Below are 14,136 nucleotides of genomic sequence, written 5' to 3'. Positions count from 1 at the left end.
GCGGCAACGCCCACACTGAAACCGAGTCGTACCAACAAGGCTGACCAGGTGATGGCACAGGAGAGACTGGCCCGAAACAAACTGTGGGAGCGGGTTTACCCGCGAAGCGCCGCGCGGGCGGCGCTCGATCTTGAGAGCGCTGCAAATCTGTCGCCCTGCACCTCGTGGCCCTCATGCGATCCCACTTGAGAACGCCGCAAACCTTCCGCCCTACACCCCCTTTTTGCCTGCCCCCCTGATGACGGCTGACGAATTCTGACGCACACTGCCGAAAATTCCGATGCCCGATGCCCCGTTCTACCGGGGCACAGCTGGAGCACGCAATGGCGCGACAAACACTCACAACAAACGCCCATGACCCGCTGCAGCAATCCCGCCTGGTCCGCCTGAAGCTGGCCAACGAGGGCGAACTGCCCTCGGGGATGCTGCGCGACGAAATCGACGCCTCCTGGCGGCGCAGCCTCAGCCATGGCCTGGACTGCCTGCAGGGTGAGCAGGTAGGCCTGGGCATTCGCCACGGCCTCGACCTGCGCGCGCTGCTTGAGCACAACCGGCTGCTGATCGACGCGGTCACCCCCGAGCTGGACTACCTGGTGCGCCGCCAGGGCCAGAGCGGCATCGTCATCCTCGGCGACGCCCAGGCCAACGTGCTGGCCATCGAAGGGCACAAGCATGCGCTGGAGCGCGAGGGCCTGCGCGACCTGCACCCCGGCAGTTGCTGGAGCGAAGCGCTGCGCGGCACCAACGCCATCGGCACGGCCGTGGTCGAAGGCCAGCCCACCCTGATCAACTGCGGCGAGCATTACCTCGACCGCCTCAGCCCGTTTTCCTGTACCTCGGTGCCGCTGCGCGACCCCCATGGTGAAGTGATCGGCGTGCTCGACGTGACCCGCGAAGGGGTCATGGCCCAGCCCCAGGACAGCCTCACCGCGCTGATGCTCGCCGCCGGCAACATCGAGTGCCGCCTGTTCGGGCTGTGCCACCCCGAGCACCTGGTGCTGGCTTTTCACAGCCGCCCACAATACCTGGCCAGTGCCTGGCAGGGGCTGCTGGCCCTGAGCCTGGACGGCGAAGTGCTGGCCGCCAACGACAACGCCTGCCAATTGCTCCAGCTGAGCCGGCAAGCGCTGCTCGGCAGGCGCTGCAGCGACTTGCTCGGCGAACGATCGCCAGCCTTCATCTCCCGCCTGTGGCAAGGCGGCGTCAGCAGCGTGCAGACCGCCAAGGGCGACTTCTTCTTCCGCGCCGTGCAGCTACCGCGCCACGCCAAGCTCAACAGCGCCACGGCGAATTCCAGGCCCGCAGAACCGGCCAGGGCCCAGGCCCTGGAAGCGCTGGCCGGCGCCGATGCGCGCCTGGCCCGTGGCCTGCGCATGGCCCGCCAGGGCCTGGCCAATGGCTTGCCGGTGCTGTTGCTGGGTGAAACCGGCACCGGCAAGGAAGTCATCGCCCGGGCTCTGCACCAGGCCAGCCCGCGTGGCGACAAAGCCTTCATCGCGGTCAACTGTGCGGCGATCCCCGAGGGGCTGATCGAGTCGGAGCTGTTCGGCTACCGCGAAGGCGCCTTCACAGGTTCGCGCCGTGGCGGCATGGTCGGGCGCCTGATGCAGGCCCACGGCGGCACGCTGTTCCTCGACGAGATCGGCGACATGCCGCTGGCCCTGCAGGCGCGCCTGCTGCGCGTGCTGCAGGAACGCCGGGTGGCGCCGTTGGGCGCGGGTGACGAGCAGGAGATCGACGTGGCGTTGATCTGCGCCACCCACCGCGAACTCAAGCGCCTGGTCAGCGAGCAGCATTTTCGCGAAGACCTGTACTACCGGGTCAACGGCGTGTCCCTGCGCCTGCCGGCGCTGCGCGAGCGCGACGACCTGGCCAGCATCATCGAAACCCTGCTGGGCAAGTTCGGCGCCCGTGGCGTGAGCCTCGACCCGGCGCTGGCCGGCCTGCTCGAAAACTTCGACTGGCCGGGCAACATCCGCCAGCTGGAGATGGTGCTGCGCACCGCCCTGGCCATGCGCGAGGACGGCGAGCAGGTGCTGACCCTCGACCACCTCACCGACTGTCTGCTCGACGAGCTGGCCAGCGGCACGACGCCCTCCGGCAGCCTGCGCGACAACGAACTGGAGCTGATCCGCGGCGCCCTGGCACGCCACCAGGGCAATGTTTCGGCGGCGGCCGAGGCGCTGGGCATCAGCCGCGCCACCCTGTACCGCAAACTCAAACAGTTGCGCGGTTGAACCATGGGCGGACTGTTCTCACGCTTGATCGAATCGAGTGACCCGCTGCTGATGCGCCAGGCCCTGGCCTGGCTGTACGGTTTCGTGCGCCCGCAGCGGCGCGCCATCGGCGTGTTGCTGGGGTTGTCGCTGGGCGCTTCGTTGCTGGCCCTGGCGCAACCCTGGCTGGTCAAGACCCTGATCGACGAAGGCCTGCTGGCCAAGGACTACCAGACCCTCTGGCACATGGCCGCGATCATGATCGGCGCCGGCCTGCTCGGCACCGTGCTGGCGGGGGTGAACCGCTACCTGCACACGCGGCTGTCCGGGCGCATCCTGTTCGCCCTGCGCGATGACCTGTACCGGCATCTGCAGCAGCTGTCGCCGACCTTCTACGGGCGGCGGCGCACCGGCGATATCCTTTCGCGGCTGGACGGTGACGTCGCCGAGATCCAGCGCTTTGCCGTGGACTCGCTGTTCTCGGCGGTGTCGGCGGTGATCGGCCTGGTCGGCGCGCTGGCCCTGATGTTGCTGCTGTCCTGGCAACTGTCGTTGCTGCTGGCGCTGCTCATCCCGCTGGAAGTGCTGTGGCTGCGCTGGATGCGCCGCAAGGTGGAGCGCGAGGTGCGCAGCCTGCGCGAGCGCTCGGCGGACGTGTCGTCGTTCCTGGTCGAAACACTGCCGGCGATGAAGTTCATCCAGGCCGCCGGCCAGCAGCGCCGCGAGGCCGAGCGCCTGGAAGGCCTGGGGCAGGGCTACATGAGCCAGCTGCTGAAGGTCCAGCTCACCGAATTCTTCACCCAGGCGGTGCCCGGCACCCTGACCTCGTGGTGCCGCGCCTGCGCCTTCCTGGTCGGCGGCTGGTGGGTGATCCAAGGCACCTGGCAGCTCGGCGCACTGATCGCGTTTTCCACTTACCTGGGCATGGCGGTCGGGCCAGTGCAGAGCCTGCTGGGGCTGTACGTGGCGGTGCAGCGCATGGCCGTGAGCCTGGGGCGGGTGATGGAACTCAAGCGTGAGCCGGTCGCGGTTCAGCCAGCCGAAGCGCCGCTGCCGATCGCCGACGGGCCCGGCGAATTGCGCCTGGAGGCGGTGCACTTTGCCCACGATGAGCGCCAGGGCGGCGTGCTGCGCGGCGTCGATGCCAGCCTGCCGGGCGGGCTCAAGGTCGCCATCAGCGGCGCCTCGGGCGTCGGCAAATCGACCCTGATCGACCTGCTGCAGCGGTTCTACGACCCCGATGCCGGGCGCATCCTGCTCGACGGCATCGACCTGCGCCAACTCGATTTGCAGGCCTTGCGCCGGCGCATCGCGGTGGTCAGCCAGGACATCATGCTGTTCCGTGGCACCCTGGCGCAGAACCTCGCCTACAGCACGCCCGAAGCGTCCCGTGAACAGCTCGAAGCCGTGGTGCGCCTGACCCGCCTGGACAGCTTGGTCGGCAGCCTGCCGCTGGGCCTGGACGGGATGCTCGGCGAGCGTGGCCAGCAGCTGTCCGGTGGCCAGAAGCAACGCATCGCCATCGCCCGGGCGCTGCTGCAGCAACCGGCGATCCTGGTGCTCGACGAGGCTACCTCGGCGGTGGACGAAGCCACCGAGCGCGAAGTGATCGCCGCCATCGACCAGCTGTTTGCCGGGCGCACGCGCATTCTGATCAGCCACCGCGCCTCGACCTTGGCCGATGCCGATGTGCATCTGCACTTGAGCGACGGCCTGCTGCGCAGCAAGGAGCCGGCCGCGCATGACCAGTGAACTGCGCGTTGGCCTGATCGACAGCGGCTGCTCGCCCGGGCAGGCCGCCATGCTGCTCGATGCCCGGCGCTTCTGGCTGGCGGACGGCGTGTTGCAGGAAGGCGAAGCGCTGCCCGATGCCCTTGGCCATGGCAGCGCCGTGCTCGAGCGTATTTGCGCTGAGGCCGGTGCCATGCCGCTGCTGCTGGCCCAGGTGTTCGACCGCCAATGGAGTACCAGCGCCCTGCAAGTGGCCGCCGCGCTGCTGTGGCTGGTGGAGCAGGGCGCCGCTGTGATCAACCTGAGCCTGGGCCTGCACCAGGACCGCCCGGTGCTGCGCCAGGCCTGCGCCGAAGCCCAGGCCGCCGGGGTGCTGCTGTGTGCCGCAAGCCCGGCGCGGGGCGAACCGGTGTATCCGGCAAGCTACCCGGGGGTGATTCGGATAACGGGTGATGCCCGCTGCGCGCCGGGTGAATGGTCATGGCTGGGTACCGCCCAGGCCGATTTCGGCGCCCATGTCGGCACCACCGGCGGGGCGGGTGCCAGCCTTGCCTGTGGCGCGTTCAGCGGCCTGGTTGCTGGCGTATTGCGCAACCGGCCCGAGCTGGAACACCTGGCGTTGATCCACTGGTTCAAACACCACGCGGCGTTCACCGGCCCCGAGCGCAAGGGGCAGGCTGATGGCTGACGCGCGCATTGTGGTACTCGGCGCGGGCCCTGCCGGCGCCGCCACGGCCCTGGGGCTGCGACGCCTGGGTTATGCCGTGACCGTGGTCAGCGACTGGCGCCGCTTCGCCGCCATCGAAGGGGTTTCCCAGCGCGTGCTCGACGGGTTGCAGCATGCCGGGCTTGGGGCAGCACTCGCGCAGGCCACCACCCCCGCTGAACGGCAGGTGCACTGGAATGGTGAACAGCTGCGCCTGAACCAGGAGTGCTTGCTCGATCGCCAGCGTTTCGACCGGGCCTTGCGTGACGACCTGCGTCGGGCCGGGGTCGAGTTGATCGAAGGCCGGGTGCGCGAGGTGCTGCGCGATGCCGGCCATCGGGTTCGCCTGGACGATGGCCAGGTGGTGCATGGCGACTTTCTGGTCGAGGCCCGTGGCCGCCAGGCGCCGCTGGCCGAAGGGCGCCTGCGCGGGCCGGAGACCGTCAGCCTGCTTAACCTCTGGCAGGGCACGCCAGGGGCTGCGGCCTCGGCCGTGGAGAGCCTGGACGATGGCTGGGCGTGGATGGCGCGGCTGGACGATGGCCGTTGCTACTGGCAAGTGACATTGGATGCAGGTACGGCCAGCCTGCCGGGCAAGGCACAGCTCGCGGCGTATTGCGCCGAGCGCCGGCGTACTTCGGCGCAGGTACGGGCAATCTTCGATCAACAGGCCTTCGCCCCTGCCCAGGTTCATGCGCGCAGCAGCACGGCGATCCTGGCCGGCAGTTGCGCAGGCGACGATTGGCTGCGGGTGGGAGATGCGGCAATGGCGGTAGACCCGCTGTCGGGCAATGGGATTTTCCAGTCGTTGTCGTCGGCGTTGCAGGCGCCGGTGGTGATCAACACCTTGTTGCGGCGGCCTGAGAGCGCCGCTCTGGCGCAGCGTTTTCATCAGGAGCGTATCGAGCAGCTGTTCCTGCGCTTTGCCCGCATTGGCCGGGATTTCTACGCCCAGGAGCAGGCAAGGGCGTCGGGTGCGTTCTGGGGTGCGCGACGCACATGGCCGGATGCGCAGCCGATCCATGCCCAGGCCGCCTGGAGCGCGGTGACGGTTGAGCGTCGGCCGGTGTTGCGTGATGGCTTCGTGGAGGAGGCCGAGGTGGTGGTCACGGCAGACCAGCCGTTGGGGGTGTGGCACCTGCAAGGGGTGGAGCTGGCGCCTGTGGTCCGTGGCCTGCGCGCGGGGCTCGCGCTGGAACAGGTGCTGGCTGGGGAGTCGCAGGCCATGGTGCGGCGGTGGCTGGGCGAACAAGGTTATCGCGGATAACCAGGGGCCGCTTTGCGCCCCATCGCCGGCAAGCCGGCTCCCACACCAACCGCATCGACCCAAGCCATGCGCAATCGTGGGAGCAACTGTCTTGTACCGCAGCTCTCACAGAGTTAACGCATGGCCCAGGGCTACGCGGTCGGGGTGGGAGCCGGCTTGCCGGCGATGGCGAGGGCATAGGCAACGCCGAAGTATCGTCAGAAGAAGGTCCCGACCACCAACTGCAGATAGGTCCCGGTATCTCGGCTGCCGAGTTGTACGCCGCCGTTGTCGGCATTGCGCTCAGGTTTGTAGAACCCCACCAACGGGCTGATCAGCCAGTGCTCGTTGACCATCCATTCCAGGTACAGGTCCAGCTCGCGTCCCCCGAGATTGCCCTTGTCGGTGCTCAGCGGGTCAAAGTCGAAATACAGCGCACCCACGGTCAGCCCCTCGCGGGGCGTGGCCTTGAGCGCCACATGCTGGACCTGGCTGTTGCTGTTGAACGGCCCGGCATAGTTGGCCGCCACTTCGCCCTGGAACCAGGTGCCGTAGCCGCGGCTCAGGCCATAGAACAGCGGGTCGAAGTGTTCCGAGAAGCGGCTGTAGCGGTAGGTGGCGATGGGTGACCAGGGCAGGCCGGAGAAGGTCCAGTTGCCCTCCAGGTACCACGCATCCTCACGCCCGCCGGTGCGGTCCTGGGTGACATATTCCGCTGCCAGCTCCAGGTCCTTCACCCCCAGGTTGCCGCGCCCGCGCAGGCTCACCGTGTCCATGCCATCGCGGTGCTCCAGGCCGAGGATCTCAGCGTAGCGCCGGTCCACGTCCAGGCCGTGGATCCAGCTCAGGCCGACGGTGCCGGCGTCGGCCACATGCTCAAGGTTGGCCACGGCCATGGAACTGTCGGCCTGGAAGTGGTTGTCGGACTTGAGCCACATCAGGTCGCCGCGCCAGCCCTGCTTGCCGCCCAGGCGCAGCACGGCGGTGCGGTCGAAGGCCTTGCGCGCGGCCAGGTAGTAGGCGCCGCCCCGGTCGAAGTTGGCGCCCAGGTCGACGTTGCCGGCGTTCACCGGGTCGCCCTGGATCAGGAAACCATCGCCCAGGGTGACCAGCTGGCGGCCGCCGGAGATATCGATGCCGTCTTCGCCCAGCGCCGGGAACAGGGTGCCGGAGTGCCAGCCCAGGTACAGGTCTTCGACGGCGGTGCGGCGTTCGTCGCCCAGAGTGAAACCGGCGGCGTCGCCATCGCCCCAGGTGGCGGAACTGAGCAGGCTGAACGCGCCGTATAGCGCGCCGCTGTCGGCGATGGCCTGGCTGCCACTGAGGCCGTACTTGACGTAGCCCTCGCGCCAGTTGCTGCTGCCGGGCTGGCGGTTGCCGAACTGGTTGTAGCTCTCGTCGCTGTGGAAGATGCCGAACAGCGCTTCGAGGTTGGCATTCAGGGTGCTGCCGTTGTGGTTGTACAGCTCGTAGGCTTGGGTGGCCGGTGCGCTCAACAGCAGGGCCAATGTGCAGGCGAGTGTGTGCCTCATGGTGTGCTCCATGTTTTTGTTGTTCTTTGGTTTCTGCATTGCCTGGCCGGGCCTCATCGCCGGCAAGCCGGCTCCCACAAGGCCCCCAGGGTTTTCAGGCCTGTGGTGATCCTGTGGGAGCGGGTTTACCCGCGAAGAGGCCGGTACAGGCAAATGATCAGAGCTTGATCAGCACCGACTTGAGCTCGGTGTAATGCTCGATCGCCGCCGCGCCCATCTCGCGGCCGACGCCCGAGAGCTTGTAGCCGCCGAACGGCAGCGCAGGGTCCAGGGCACTGTGGCAGTTGACCCAGACCGAGCCGGACTTGATGCGCGGGATCATCCGGTGCACGGCGGCCAGGTCGTTGGACCAGATGCTCGCGCCCAGCCCGTAGGGGTTGTCGTTGGCCATGCGCACCACTTCATCGAGGTCATCGAACGGCATGGCCACCAGCACCGGGCCGAAGATTTCCTCCTGTACCAGGCGGTGGCGCTGGTCGACGTCGACGATCACCGTCGGCTTGACGAAGTAGCCCGGGCCGAAGCCTTCGCCACCGCAGGCGATGGTGGCGCCCAGCTCGCGGCCCAGTTCAATGTAGCCGGTGACCCGGTCCTGCTGCTTGGCCGAGATCAACGGGCCCATCTGCACCGACGGGTCCAGGCCGTTGCCGAGCTTCATGCCATTGGCGATGCCGGCGATGTCGGCCACCACGTTATCGAAATGCTTGCGGTGCACGTACAGCCGGGAGCCGGCGCAGCACACCTGGCCCTGGTTGAAGAAGATCGCCGTGGCAGCCCCGGCGGCGGCCTCCTGCAGGTTGGCGTCGGGCAGCACGATGGTCGGCGACTTGCCGCCCAGCTCCAGGGTGACGCGGGTCATGTTGTCCATGGCTGCCTTGCCGATCAACTTGCCGACCTCGGTGGAGCCGGTGAAGGTCAGCTTGTCCACGCCCGGGTGGCGGCTCAGCGCGGCGCCGGCGTTCAGGCCTGTGCCGGTGACCACGTTGAATACCCCGGCCGGGTAGCCGGCTTCATCCACCAGTTCGGCGAGCTTGAGCGCGGTCAGCGGGGTTTCGTCGGCGGGCTTCAACACCAGGGTGCAGCCGGTGGCCAGGGCCGGGCCGAGCTTCCAGCAGGCCAGCAGCAGCGGGAAGTTCCAGGCGACGATGGCGCCGACCACGCCCACGGCTTCGCGGCGCACGAAGCCATGGAACTGGTCGTTGGGCATCAGCGGCAGCGAAGGCTCGACCGTGCTGCCTTCGACCTTGGTGGCCCAGCCGGCCATGTAGCGCAGGAAGTCGATGGCCAGTTGCACGTCCATCACCTGTGCCACGGCGGCGCTCTTGCCGTTGTTCAGGCATTCCAGTTCGGCCAGCTGCTGGGCGTCGCGCTGCATCAGGTCGGCCAGGCGCCACAGCAGGTTCTGCCGTTCACGCGGGCGAGTGCGGCTCCAGGCCGAATCGTCGAAGGCCTGGCGCGCGGCGCGCACGGCGCGGTCGACATCTTCCGGTTCGGCTGCGGGCACCTCGCCAAGGACTTCGCCGGTGGCCGGGTTGCGAAAGCTCAAGGTGCGACCGCTGACGGCGTCCTGCCAGTCGGCGCCGATGCGCATCCTGAGCTTGCGTGCGAGGAAGTCGCGTGTGGCGGGGAGGATCGGCAGTTCGGAATGCATGGGGCGGTGCCTCTTGTCATGGTTGTGAGCAGGGCAGGGGCAATGGGCGTGCCAAAGGACTCAGATGCTGGGTGAGGCCCAGCTAGCGATGGCTTTTGCCTGATTGGGAGTAGAAGGAATCAGGGGTGATCTGTTGCATATTGAGATCGGGTGAGACGGCATGTGACACAGATTCACGGGCGCAGGGTCCGCTTTGCGGCCCTTTCGCGACACAAGGCCGCTCCTACAGAGGATCGCGGTCTCCTGCAGGAGCGGCCTTGTGCCGCGAAAGGGCCGCACGGCGGCGCTGGCATTGCCAGCCCCCGGCGGTTGTCTCAAGGTGAAACACCCAGTCGCGAAATGGGACGTTCACCTACAATCCCAATCGCTGGTCCATACCCGCAAAACCCAGACAACTCACTGATCCAAAACATTTTTGCTGCAACTGGCACACTTCCTGTATCGCAACTGTCACATGCACACCGCAGTACCCAAGCGTGCAATAACGATAAGAACAACACCGTGGAGGTCTGACCTTGAAGACGACTCGACTCCGGCGGCAGGCGGGCACACTGGCGCTGGTCGCCACCGCACTGCTGTCCGCCCAGGCCATGGCGGCCGAGCAGGGCCCGAGCCTGTTGCAGAACAAGTGCATGGGGTGCCATATCCCCGAGGGCAACGACAGCTACAGCCGTATCAGCCACCAGCGCAAGACCCCCGAAGGCTGGCTGATGAGCATCGCCCGCATGCAGGTGATGCACGGTTTGCAGATCAGCGACGACGACCGCCGCACCCTGGTCAAGTACCTGGCCGACAAGCAGGGCCTGGCACCCAGCGAGACCGACGGCGTGCGCTACGCCATGGAGCGCAGGCTCAACACCGTCGAGCACTTCGACGATCAGCTCAGCCAGATGTGCGGGCGTTGCCACTCCGGTGCCCGGGTTGCGTTGCAGCGGCGCCCGGCCCAGGAATGGGAGCACCTGGTCAACTTCCACCTGAGCCAGTGGCCGTCCCTCGAATACCAGGCCCAGGCCCGCGACCGCGACTGGCTGGACATCGCCCTCAAGCAGATGGTGCCGGACCTGGCCAAGCGCTTCCCCCTCGACAACCCGGCCTGGGCCGAATGGCTCAAGGACCGGCCCAAGGCCGACGCGCTGGTGGGGCAGTGGGCGTTCAGCGGGCATATGCTCGCCAAGGGCGATGTGCGCGGGGTGATGAGTGTCAGCGCAGGCGAGGGCGACACCTTCAAGGTCGAGGTCAAGGGGGCTTATGCCGACGGTACGCCGTTCAACGGCAGCGGTTCGGCGATCCTCTACAACGGCTACGAGTGGCGCGGCAACGTCAAGGTCGGCGAGGCCAACCTGCGCCAGGTGTTCGCCGCCATCGACGGGCAGATGAAGGGCCGCATGTTCGAGGCCGAGCATGACGAGCGCGGTCTGGACTTCAACGCCGCCAAGGCTGGCCAAGGGCGTTTGCTGGCGGTGCAGCCGGCCTTCATCAAGGCCGGCAGCGACAGCGAAATCACCCTGGTGGGCAGCGACCTGTCCGGCAAGCCGGAGCTGGGCGCGGGTGTGGCCGTGACCGAAGTGCTGGAGTCGACACCGACGCTGATCCGGGTCAAGGCGCGTGCCGCCAAGGATGCCGCCGCCGGCCAGCGCGAGGTGTCGGTGGGCGCGCTCAAGGGCCTGCAACTGGCGGTGTACGACAAGGTCGAGGAGGTCAAGGTGGTGCCGGCGTTCTCCATCGCCCGCATCGGCGAAAACGGCGCTTCGGTGCCCAAGGTCCAGGGCCGTTTCGAGGCCGAGGCCTGGGGCAAGGACGCCAGCGGCCAGCCGCTGCGCATCGGCTACCTGCCGGCCACCTGGAAAGTCGAGCCGTTCAACGAACGGGCGGTCGAGGACGAAGACGTCAAGTTCGCCGGGCAGATGCAGGCCGACGGCGTGTTCGTACCTGGCGGTGCAGGGCCCAACCCCGAACGCAAGATGATGACCAACAACGCCGGCAACTTGAAGGTGATCGCCACCCTGGCGGACGGCGGCCAGACCGGCGAGGGCCACATGATCGTCACCGTGCAGCGCTGGAACAACCCGCCGTTGCCTTGAGGGCAGGGGCGAAGCGCGTAAACACCTGACGAATCGATTATCGGGAGGTCGCCATGGGCGCACTACTGAACCTGGTCGAACGCAACCTGCACGAAGTGCAGGTGGATGCCGACCGCATGCTGTTCCATATCCCCAGCAGTTCGCTGTTCGCCACCGATGCGGTGACCGGCGGCATCATCGACACCCTGCGCCGCCAAGGCTGCTCTGCCGAGGAGCTGATGCAGCAGCTCGGCCAGCAGTTCGACGGGCAGGACATCCAGGAAACCCTGCGCGAGCTGATCGCCCTGGAAGTGGTCAGCGACGGCTCGCCACTGACCCCGGAAATCGCCCTCAAGCAGGTCGAGCGCACCGCGCTCAACACCGTGGTGCTCAACGTCAACACCGGTTGCAACCTCAGCTGCACCTATTGCTACAAGGAAGACCTCGACAAGCCTTCGGCCGGCAAGAAGATGAGCACCGCCACCGCCGAGGCGTCGGTGGAGATGCTGCTCAAGGAGTCGCCCGACGAAACCCGCTACAGCGTGGTGTTCTTCGGCGGCGAGCCGTTGTCCAACCGGCCGCTGATCGAGCACATGGTGGCTTACTGCGAGCGGCGTTTCGCCGAGGCTGGCAAACAGGTGGAGTTCATCATGACCACCAACGCCACGCTGCTCACCGAAGAGATCGTCGACTGGCTCAACGCTCACCGTTTCGGGCTGTCCATCAGCATCGACGGGCCCAAGACCGTGCACGACCGCAACCGCATCACCGTGGGCGGGCAGGGCACCTACGACGTGGTGCGGCGCAAGGCCGACATGCTGCTGTCGCGCTATGACAGCCGACCGGTGGGGGCCCGCGTGACCTTGACCCGTGGCATCACCGATGTGGAGACCATCTGGAACCACCTGTTCAACGAGATGGGCTTTGCCGAGGTGGGCTTCGCCCCGGTGACCTCCGGTGACATGGCTGACTTCAACCTCACCGGCGAAGAGCTGGTGCAGGTGTTCGACAACATGAAGGCCCTCGGCCGGCGCTACCTGGAGGCGGCACTGGAACACCGCAACATCGGCTTCTCCAACCTGCATCAGTTGATCACCGATATCCACGAGGGTCACAAGAAGGCCCTGCCGTGCGGTGCCGGGCTGAAGATGCTGGCGGTGGACCACGAGGGCGAGCTGAACCTGTGCCACCGCTTCACCGGCTCCAGCCTGCCGACCTTCGGCAACGTGCACCAGGGCGTGAAGCAGGCACAGCTCAATGACTTCCTGTCGCAGCGCCTGGACCGCACTGGCACCGGCTGCGACAGCTGCCGCATCCGCAACCTGTGCTCCGGCGGTTGCTACCACGAAAGCTACGCCCGCTATGGCGACCCGCAGCACCCGACCTACCACTACTGCGAACTGATGCGCGACTGGGTCGACTTCGGCATCGAGGTCTACAGCCGCATCATGGCCGCCAACCCGGCCTTCATCGATCGCTACATCACTCCCAGGAAGGCGCACTGACATGAAGCACCTCAAACCGCTGAACAACAAGGCGCGCATCCTTGAACAGGCCGCCGCCGAGGACCGCGTCGAAGAAGTGCTGGCGATGAGCGCCGTGGCCGGCTGCACCGCCACCACCGACCCGGGCTGGGAGGTGGACGCCTTTGGTGGCGTCAGCTCGCTGTGCCAGCCGATGGAGGCCGACCTGTATGGCTGTTCCGACCCTTGCTGGTGGCCGGCCCAGGTGCCGGACATGATGAGCACCTACCAGGACTGGAACGCCCAGGCGACCAACTCCGCCGAAGACTGGCGCAACCTCGGCACCGTATTCCCGAAAGACAAATAGAACGACAAGGGGAAACCGCATGAAACCTGGATTCTGCGCGCAACTCGCGCTTAGCGTCGCCGCCACGGCCTGTGCCTGGGCGGCCCAGGCCGACGACGCAGGCAAAGCCCTGCAGGCCGGCCACGAATACCTGATCGCCACCAACTACCCGAACAACCTGCATGTGGTCGAGGTGGCCAGCGACACCCTGTACAAGACCTGCCGCATGCCCGATTCGTTTGGCCCGGGCACGGCGATGATGGCGCCGGACAACCGCACCGCCTACGTGCTCAACAACCACTTTGCCGATATCTATGGCATCGACCTGGACAGCTGCAAGACCACCTTCCACGCCAACCTGTCCAGCGTGCCGGGCGAGGTGGGCAAGGCCATGTACTCCTTTGCCATCAGCCCCGACGGCAAGGAAGTCTATGCCACGGTCAACCCCAGCCAGCGCCTGAACGACCATTACGTGGTCAAGCCGCCGCGCCTGGAGGTGTTCCGCACCGGCGACGGGCTGGACGCCAAGCCGGTGCGCACCTTCCCGATGCCGCGCCAGGTGTACCTGATGCGCGCCGCCGACGATGGCAGCTTGTACGTGGCCGGGCCGGACATCTACAAGATGGACGTGAAGACCGGCAAATACACCGTCGCCTTGCCGTTGCGCAACTGGAACCGCCCCGGCTACAGCGCACCCGACGTGCTGTACTTCTGGCCGCACCAGAGCTCGCGGCATGAGTTCTCGATGCTCTACACCATTGCCAAGTTCAAGGATGCCAAGCAGGACCCGGCCACCGCCGAGCCGCTGTACGGTTACCTGAGCATCGACCTGAAGACCGGCAAGGCCCAAACCGAAGAGTTCGCCGAGCTGACCGAGCTGTACTTCACCGGCTTGCGCTCGCCGAAGGATGGCAACCAGATGTACGGCGTGCTCAACCGCCTGGCGCGCTACGACATCAAGCAAAAGAAGTTGGTCAAGGCCGCGAATCTGGAACATACCTACTACTGCGTGACCTTCGACAAGGCGGGCGACAAGCTGTACCTGGGTGGCACCTTCAATGACCTGGCGGTGTTCGACCCGAATACCCTGGAGAAGGTGAAGAACATCAAGCTGCCAGGCGGTGACATGTCGACCACCACGCCGCAGGTGTTCGTCCGGTAGAGCGGTGTCGGCGCCATCGCCGG

General features: G+C 66.8%; 10 protein-coding genes. 8 read left to right on the top strand and 2 right to left on the bottom strand.

What is annotated here, in order from left to right; genetic code table 11:
• Positions 1–323: 323 nt before the first annotated feature.
• Genes ACQ4N9_RS25345 through qhpG form a run of 4 tightly spaced genes read left to right on the top strand, consistent with a single transcriptional unit; the run spans position 324 to position 5,920 of the window.
• Positions 324–2,237, top strand: a complete 1,914-nt coding sequence (locus ACQ4N9_RS25345; protein ID WP_390970827.1) for a sigma-54-dependent Fis family transcriptional regulator — start codon at positions 324–326, stop codon at positions 2,235–2,237.
• Positions 2,238–2,240: 3 nt separating this feature from the next.
• Positions 2,241–3,968, top strand: a complete 1,728-nt coding sequence (locus ACQ4N9_RS25340; protein WP_390970825.1) for an ABC transporter ATP-binding protein — start codon at positions 2,241–2,243, stop codon at positions 3,966–3,968.
• Positions 3,958–4,635, top strand: coding sequence for a subtilisin-like serine protease QhpE (gene qhpE / locus ACQ4N9_RS25335; protein WP_390970823.1), 678 nt, complete (start codon positions 3,958–3,960; stop codon positions 4,633–4,635). The genes ACQ4N9_RS25340 and qhpE overlap by 11 nt, the downstream gene beginning before the upstream one ends.
• A complete protein-coding gene (gene qhpG, locus ACQ4N9_RS25330; protein WP_390970821.1) occupies positions 4,628–5,920 on the top strand; it encodes a flavin-dependent monooxygenase QhpG in 1,293 nt (430 codons plus the stop codon). Before qhpE ends, qhpG begins: the two co-directional genes overlap by 8 nt.
• A gap of 197 nt (positions 5,921–6,117) precedes the next feature.
• Here qhpG and ACQ4N9_RS25325 read toward each other — a convergent pair whose 3' ends face one another.
• Complete coding sequence (locus tag ACQ4N9_RS25325; RefSeq protein WP_390970819.1) at positions 6,118–7,431, bottom strand: hypothetical protein; 1,314 nt, start codon at positions 7,429–7,431, stop codon at positions 6,118–6,120.
• 157 nt (positions 7,432–7,588) lie between these two features.
• Positions 7,589–9,082: an aldehyde dehydrogenase family protein gene (locus ACQ4N9_RS25320; RefSeq protein ID WP_390970817.1), complete on the bottom strand. Its 1,494-nt coding sequence runs from the start codon at positions 9,080–9,082 to the stop codon at positions 7,589–7,591.
• Between the two features lie 515 nt (positions 9,083–9,597).
• Between ACQ4N9_RS25320 and peaA the strand changes: the two genes are divergently transcribed.
• Genes peaA through peaD form a run of 4 tightly spaced genes read left to right on the top strand, consistent with a single transcriptional unit; the run spans position 9,598 to position 14,113 of the window.
• Positions 9,598–11,163, top strand: coding sequence for a quinohemoprotein amine dehydrogenase subunit alpha (peaA, locus tag ACQ4N9_RS25315; protein WP_390970815.1), 1,566 nt, complete (start codon positions 9,598–9,600; stop codon positions 11,161–11,163).
• 53 nt (positions 11,164–11,216) lie between these two features.
• Positions 11,217–12,647 (top strand): quinohemoprotein amine dehydrogenase maturation protein, encoded by a 1,431-nt coding sequence (gene peaB / locus ACQ4N9_RS25310; RefSeq protein WP_322360443.1) that lies wholly within the window; start codon positions 11,217–11,219, stop codon positions 12,645–12,647.
• A 1-nt stretch (position 12,648) separates the two neighbouring features.
• The gene (gene qhpC, locus ACQ4N9_RS25305) at positions 12,649–12,972 is read left to right on the top strand and encodes a quinohemoprotein amine dehydrogenase subunit gamma (RefSeq protein ID WP_046855356.1); all 324 of its coding nucleotides are present in this window, start codon (positions 12,649–12,651) and stop codon (positions 12,970–12,972) included.
• A 19-nt stretch (positions 12,973–12,991) separates the two neighbouring features.
• Positions 12,992–14,113, top strand: a complete 1,122-nt coding sequence (gene peaD / locus ACQ4N9_RS25300; protein ID WP_430933996.1) for a quinohemoprotein amine dehydrogenase subunit beta — start codon at positions 12,992–12,994, stop codon at positions 14,111–14,113.
• Positions 14,114–14,136: the final 23 nt, after the last annotated feature.

The organism is Pseudomonas sp. ES1 (assembly GCF_050586605.1).
In the GTDB taxonomy this organism is placed as follows: domain Bacteria; phylum Pseudomonadota; class Gammaproteobacteria; order Pseudomonadales; family Pseudomonadaceae; genus Aquipseudomonas; species Aquipseudomonas sichuanensis.
The sequence above is the reverse complement of the archived record's forward strand: the minus strand, read 5'-3'. Positions and strand labels throughout refer to the sequence as shown.

Coding starts and splice junctions, on each gene's coding strand:
- ACQ4N9_RS25345 (WP_390970827.1), top strand. CDS start 324: ATGGCGCGACAAACACTCACAACAAACGCCCATGACCCGCTGCAGCAA.
- ACQ4N9_RS25340 (WP_390970825.1), top strand. CDS start 2,241: ATGGGCGGACTGTTCTCACGCTTGATCGAATCGAGTGACCCGCTGCTG.
- qhpE (WP_390970823.1), top strand. CDS start 3,958: ATGACCAGTGAACTGCGCGTTGGCCTGATCGACAGCGGCTGCTCGCCC.
- qhpG (WP_390970821.1), top strand. CDS start 4,628: ATGGCTGACGCGCGCATTGTGGTACTCGGCGCGGGCCCTGCCGGCGCC.
- ACQ4N9_RS25325 (WP_390970819.1), bottom strand. CDS start 7,431: ATGAGGCACACACTCGCCTGCACATTGGCCCTGCTGTTGAGCGCACCG.
- ACQ4N9_RS25320 (WP_390970817.1), bottom strand. CDS start 9,082: ATGCATTCCGAACTGCCGATCCTCCCCGCCACACGCGACTTCCTCGCA.
- peaB (WP_322360443.1), top strand. CDS start 11,217: ATGGGCGCACTACTGAACCTGGTCGAACGCAACCTGCACGAAGTGCAG.
- qhpC (WP_046855356.1), top strand. CDS start 12,649: ATGAAGCACCTCAAACCGCTGAACAACAAGGCGCGCATCCTTGAACAG.
- peaD (WP_430933996.1), top strand. CDS start 12,992: ATGAAACCTGGATTCTGCGCGCAACTCGCGCTTAGCGTCGCCGCCACG.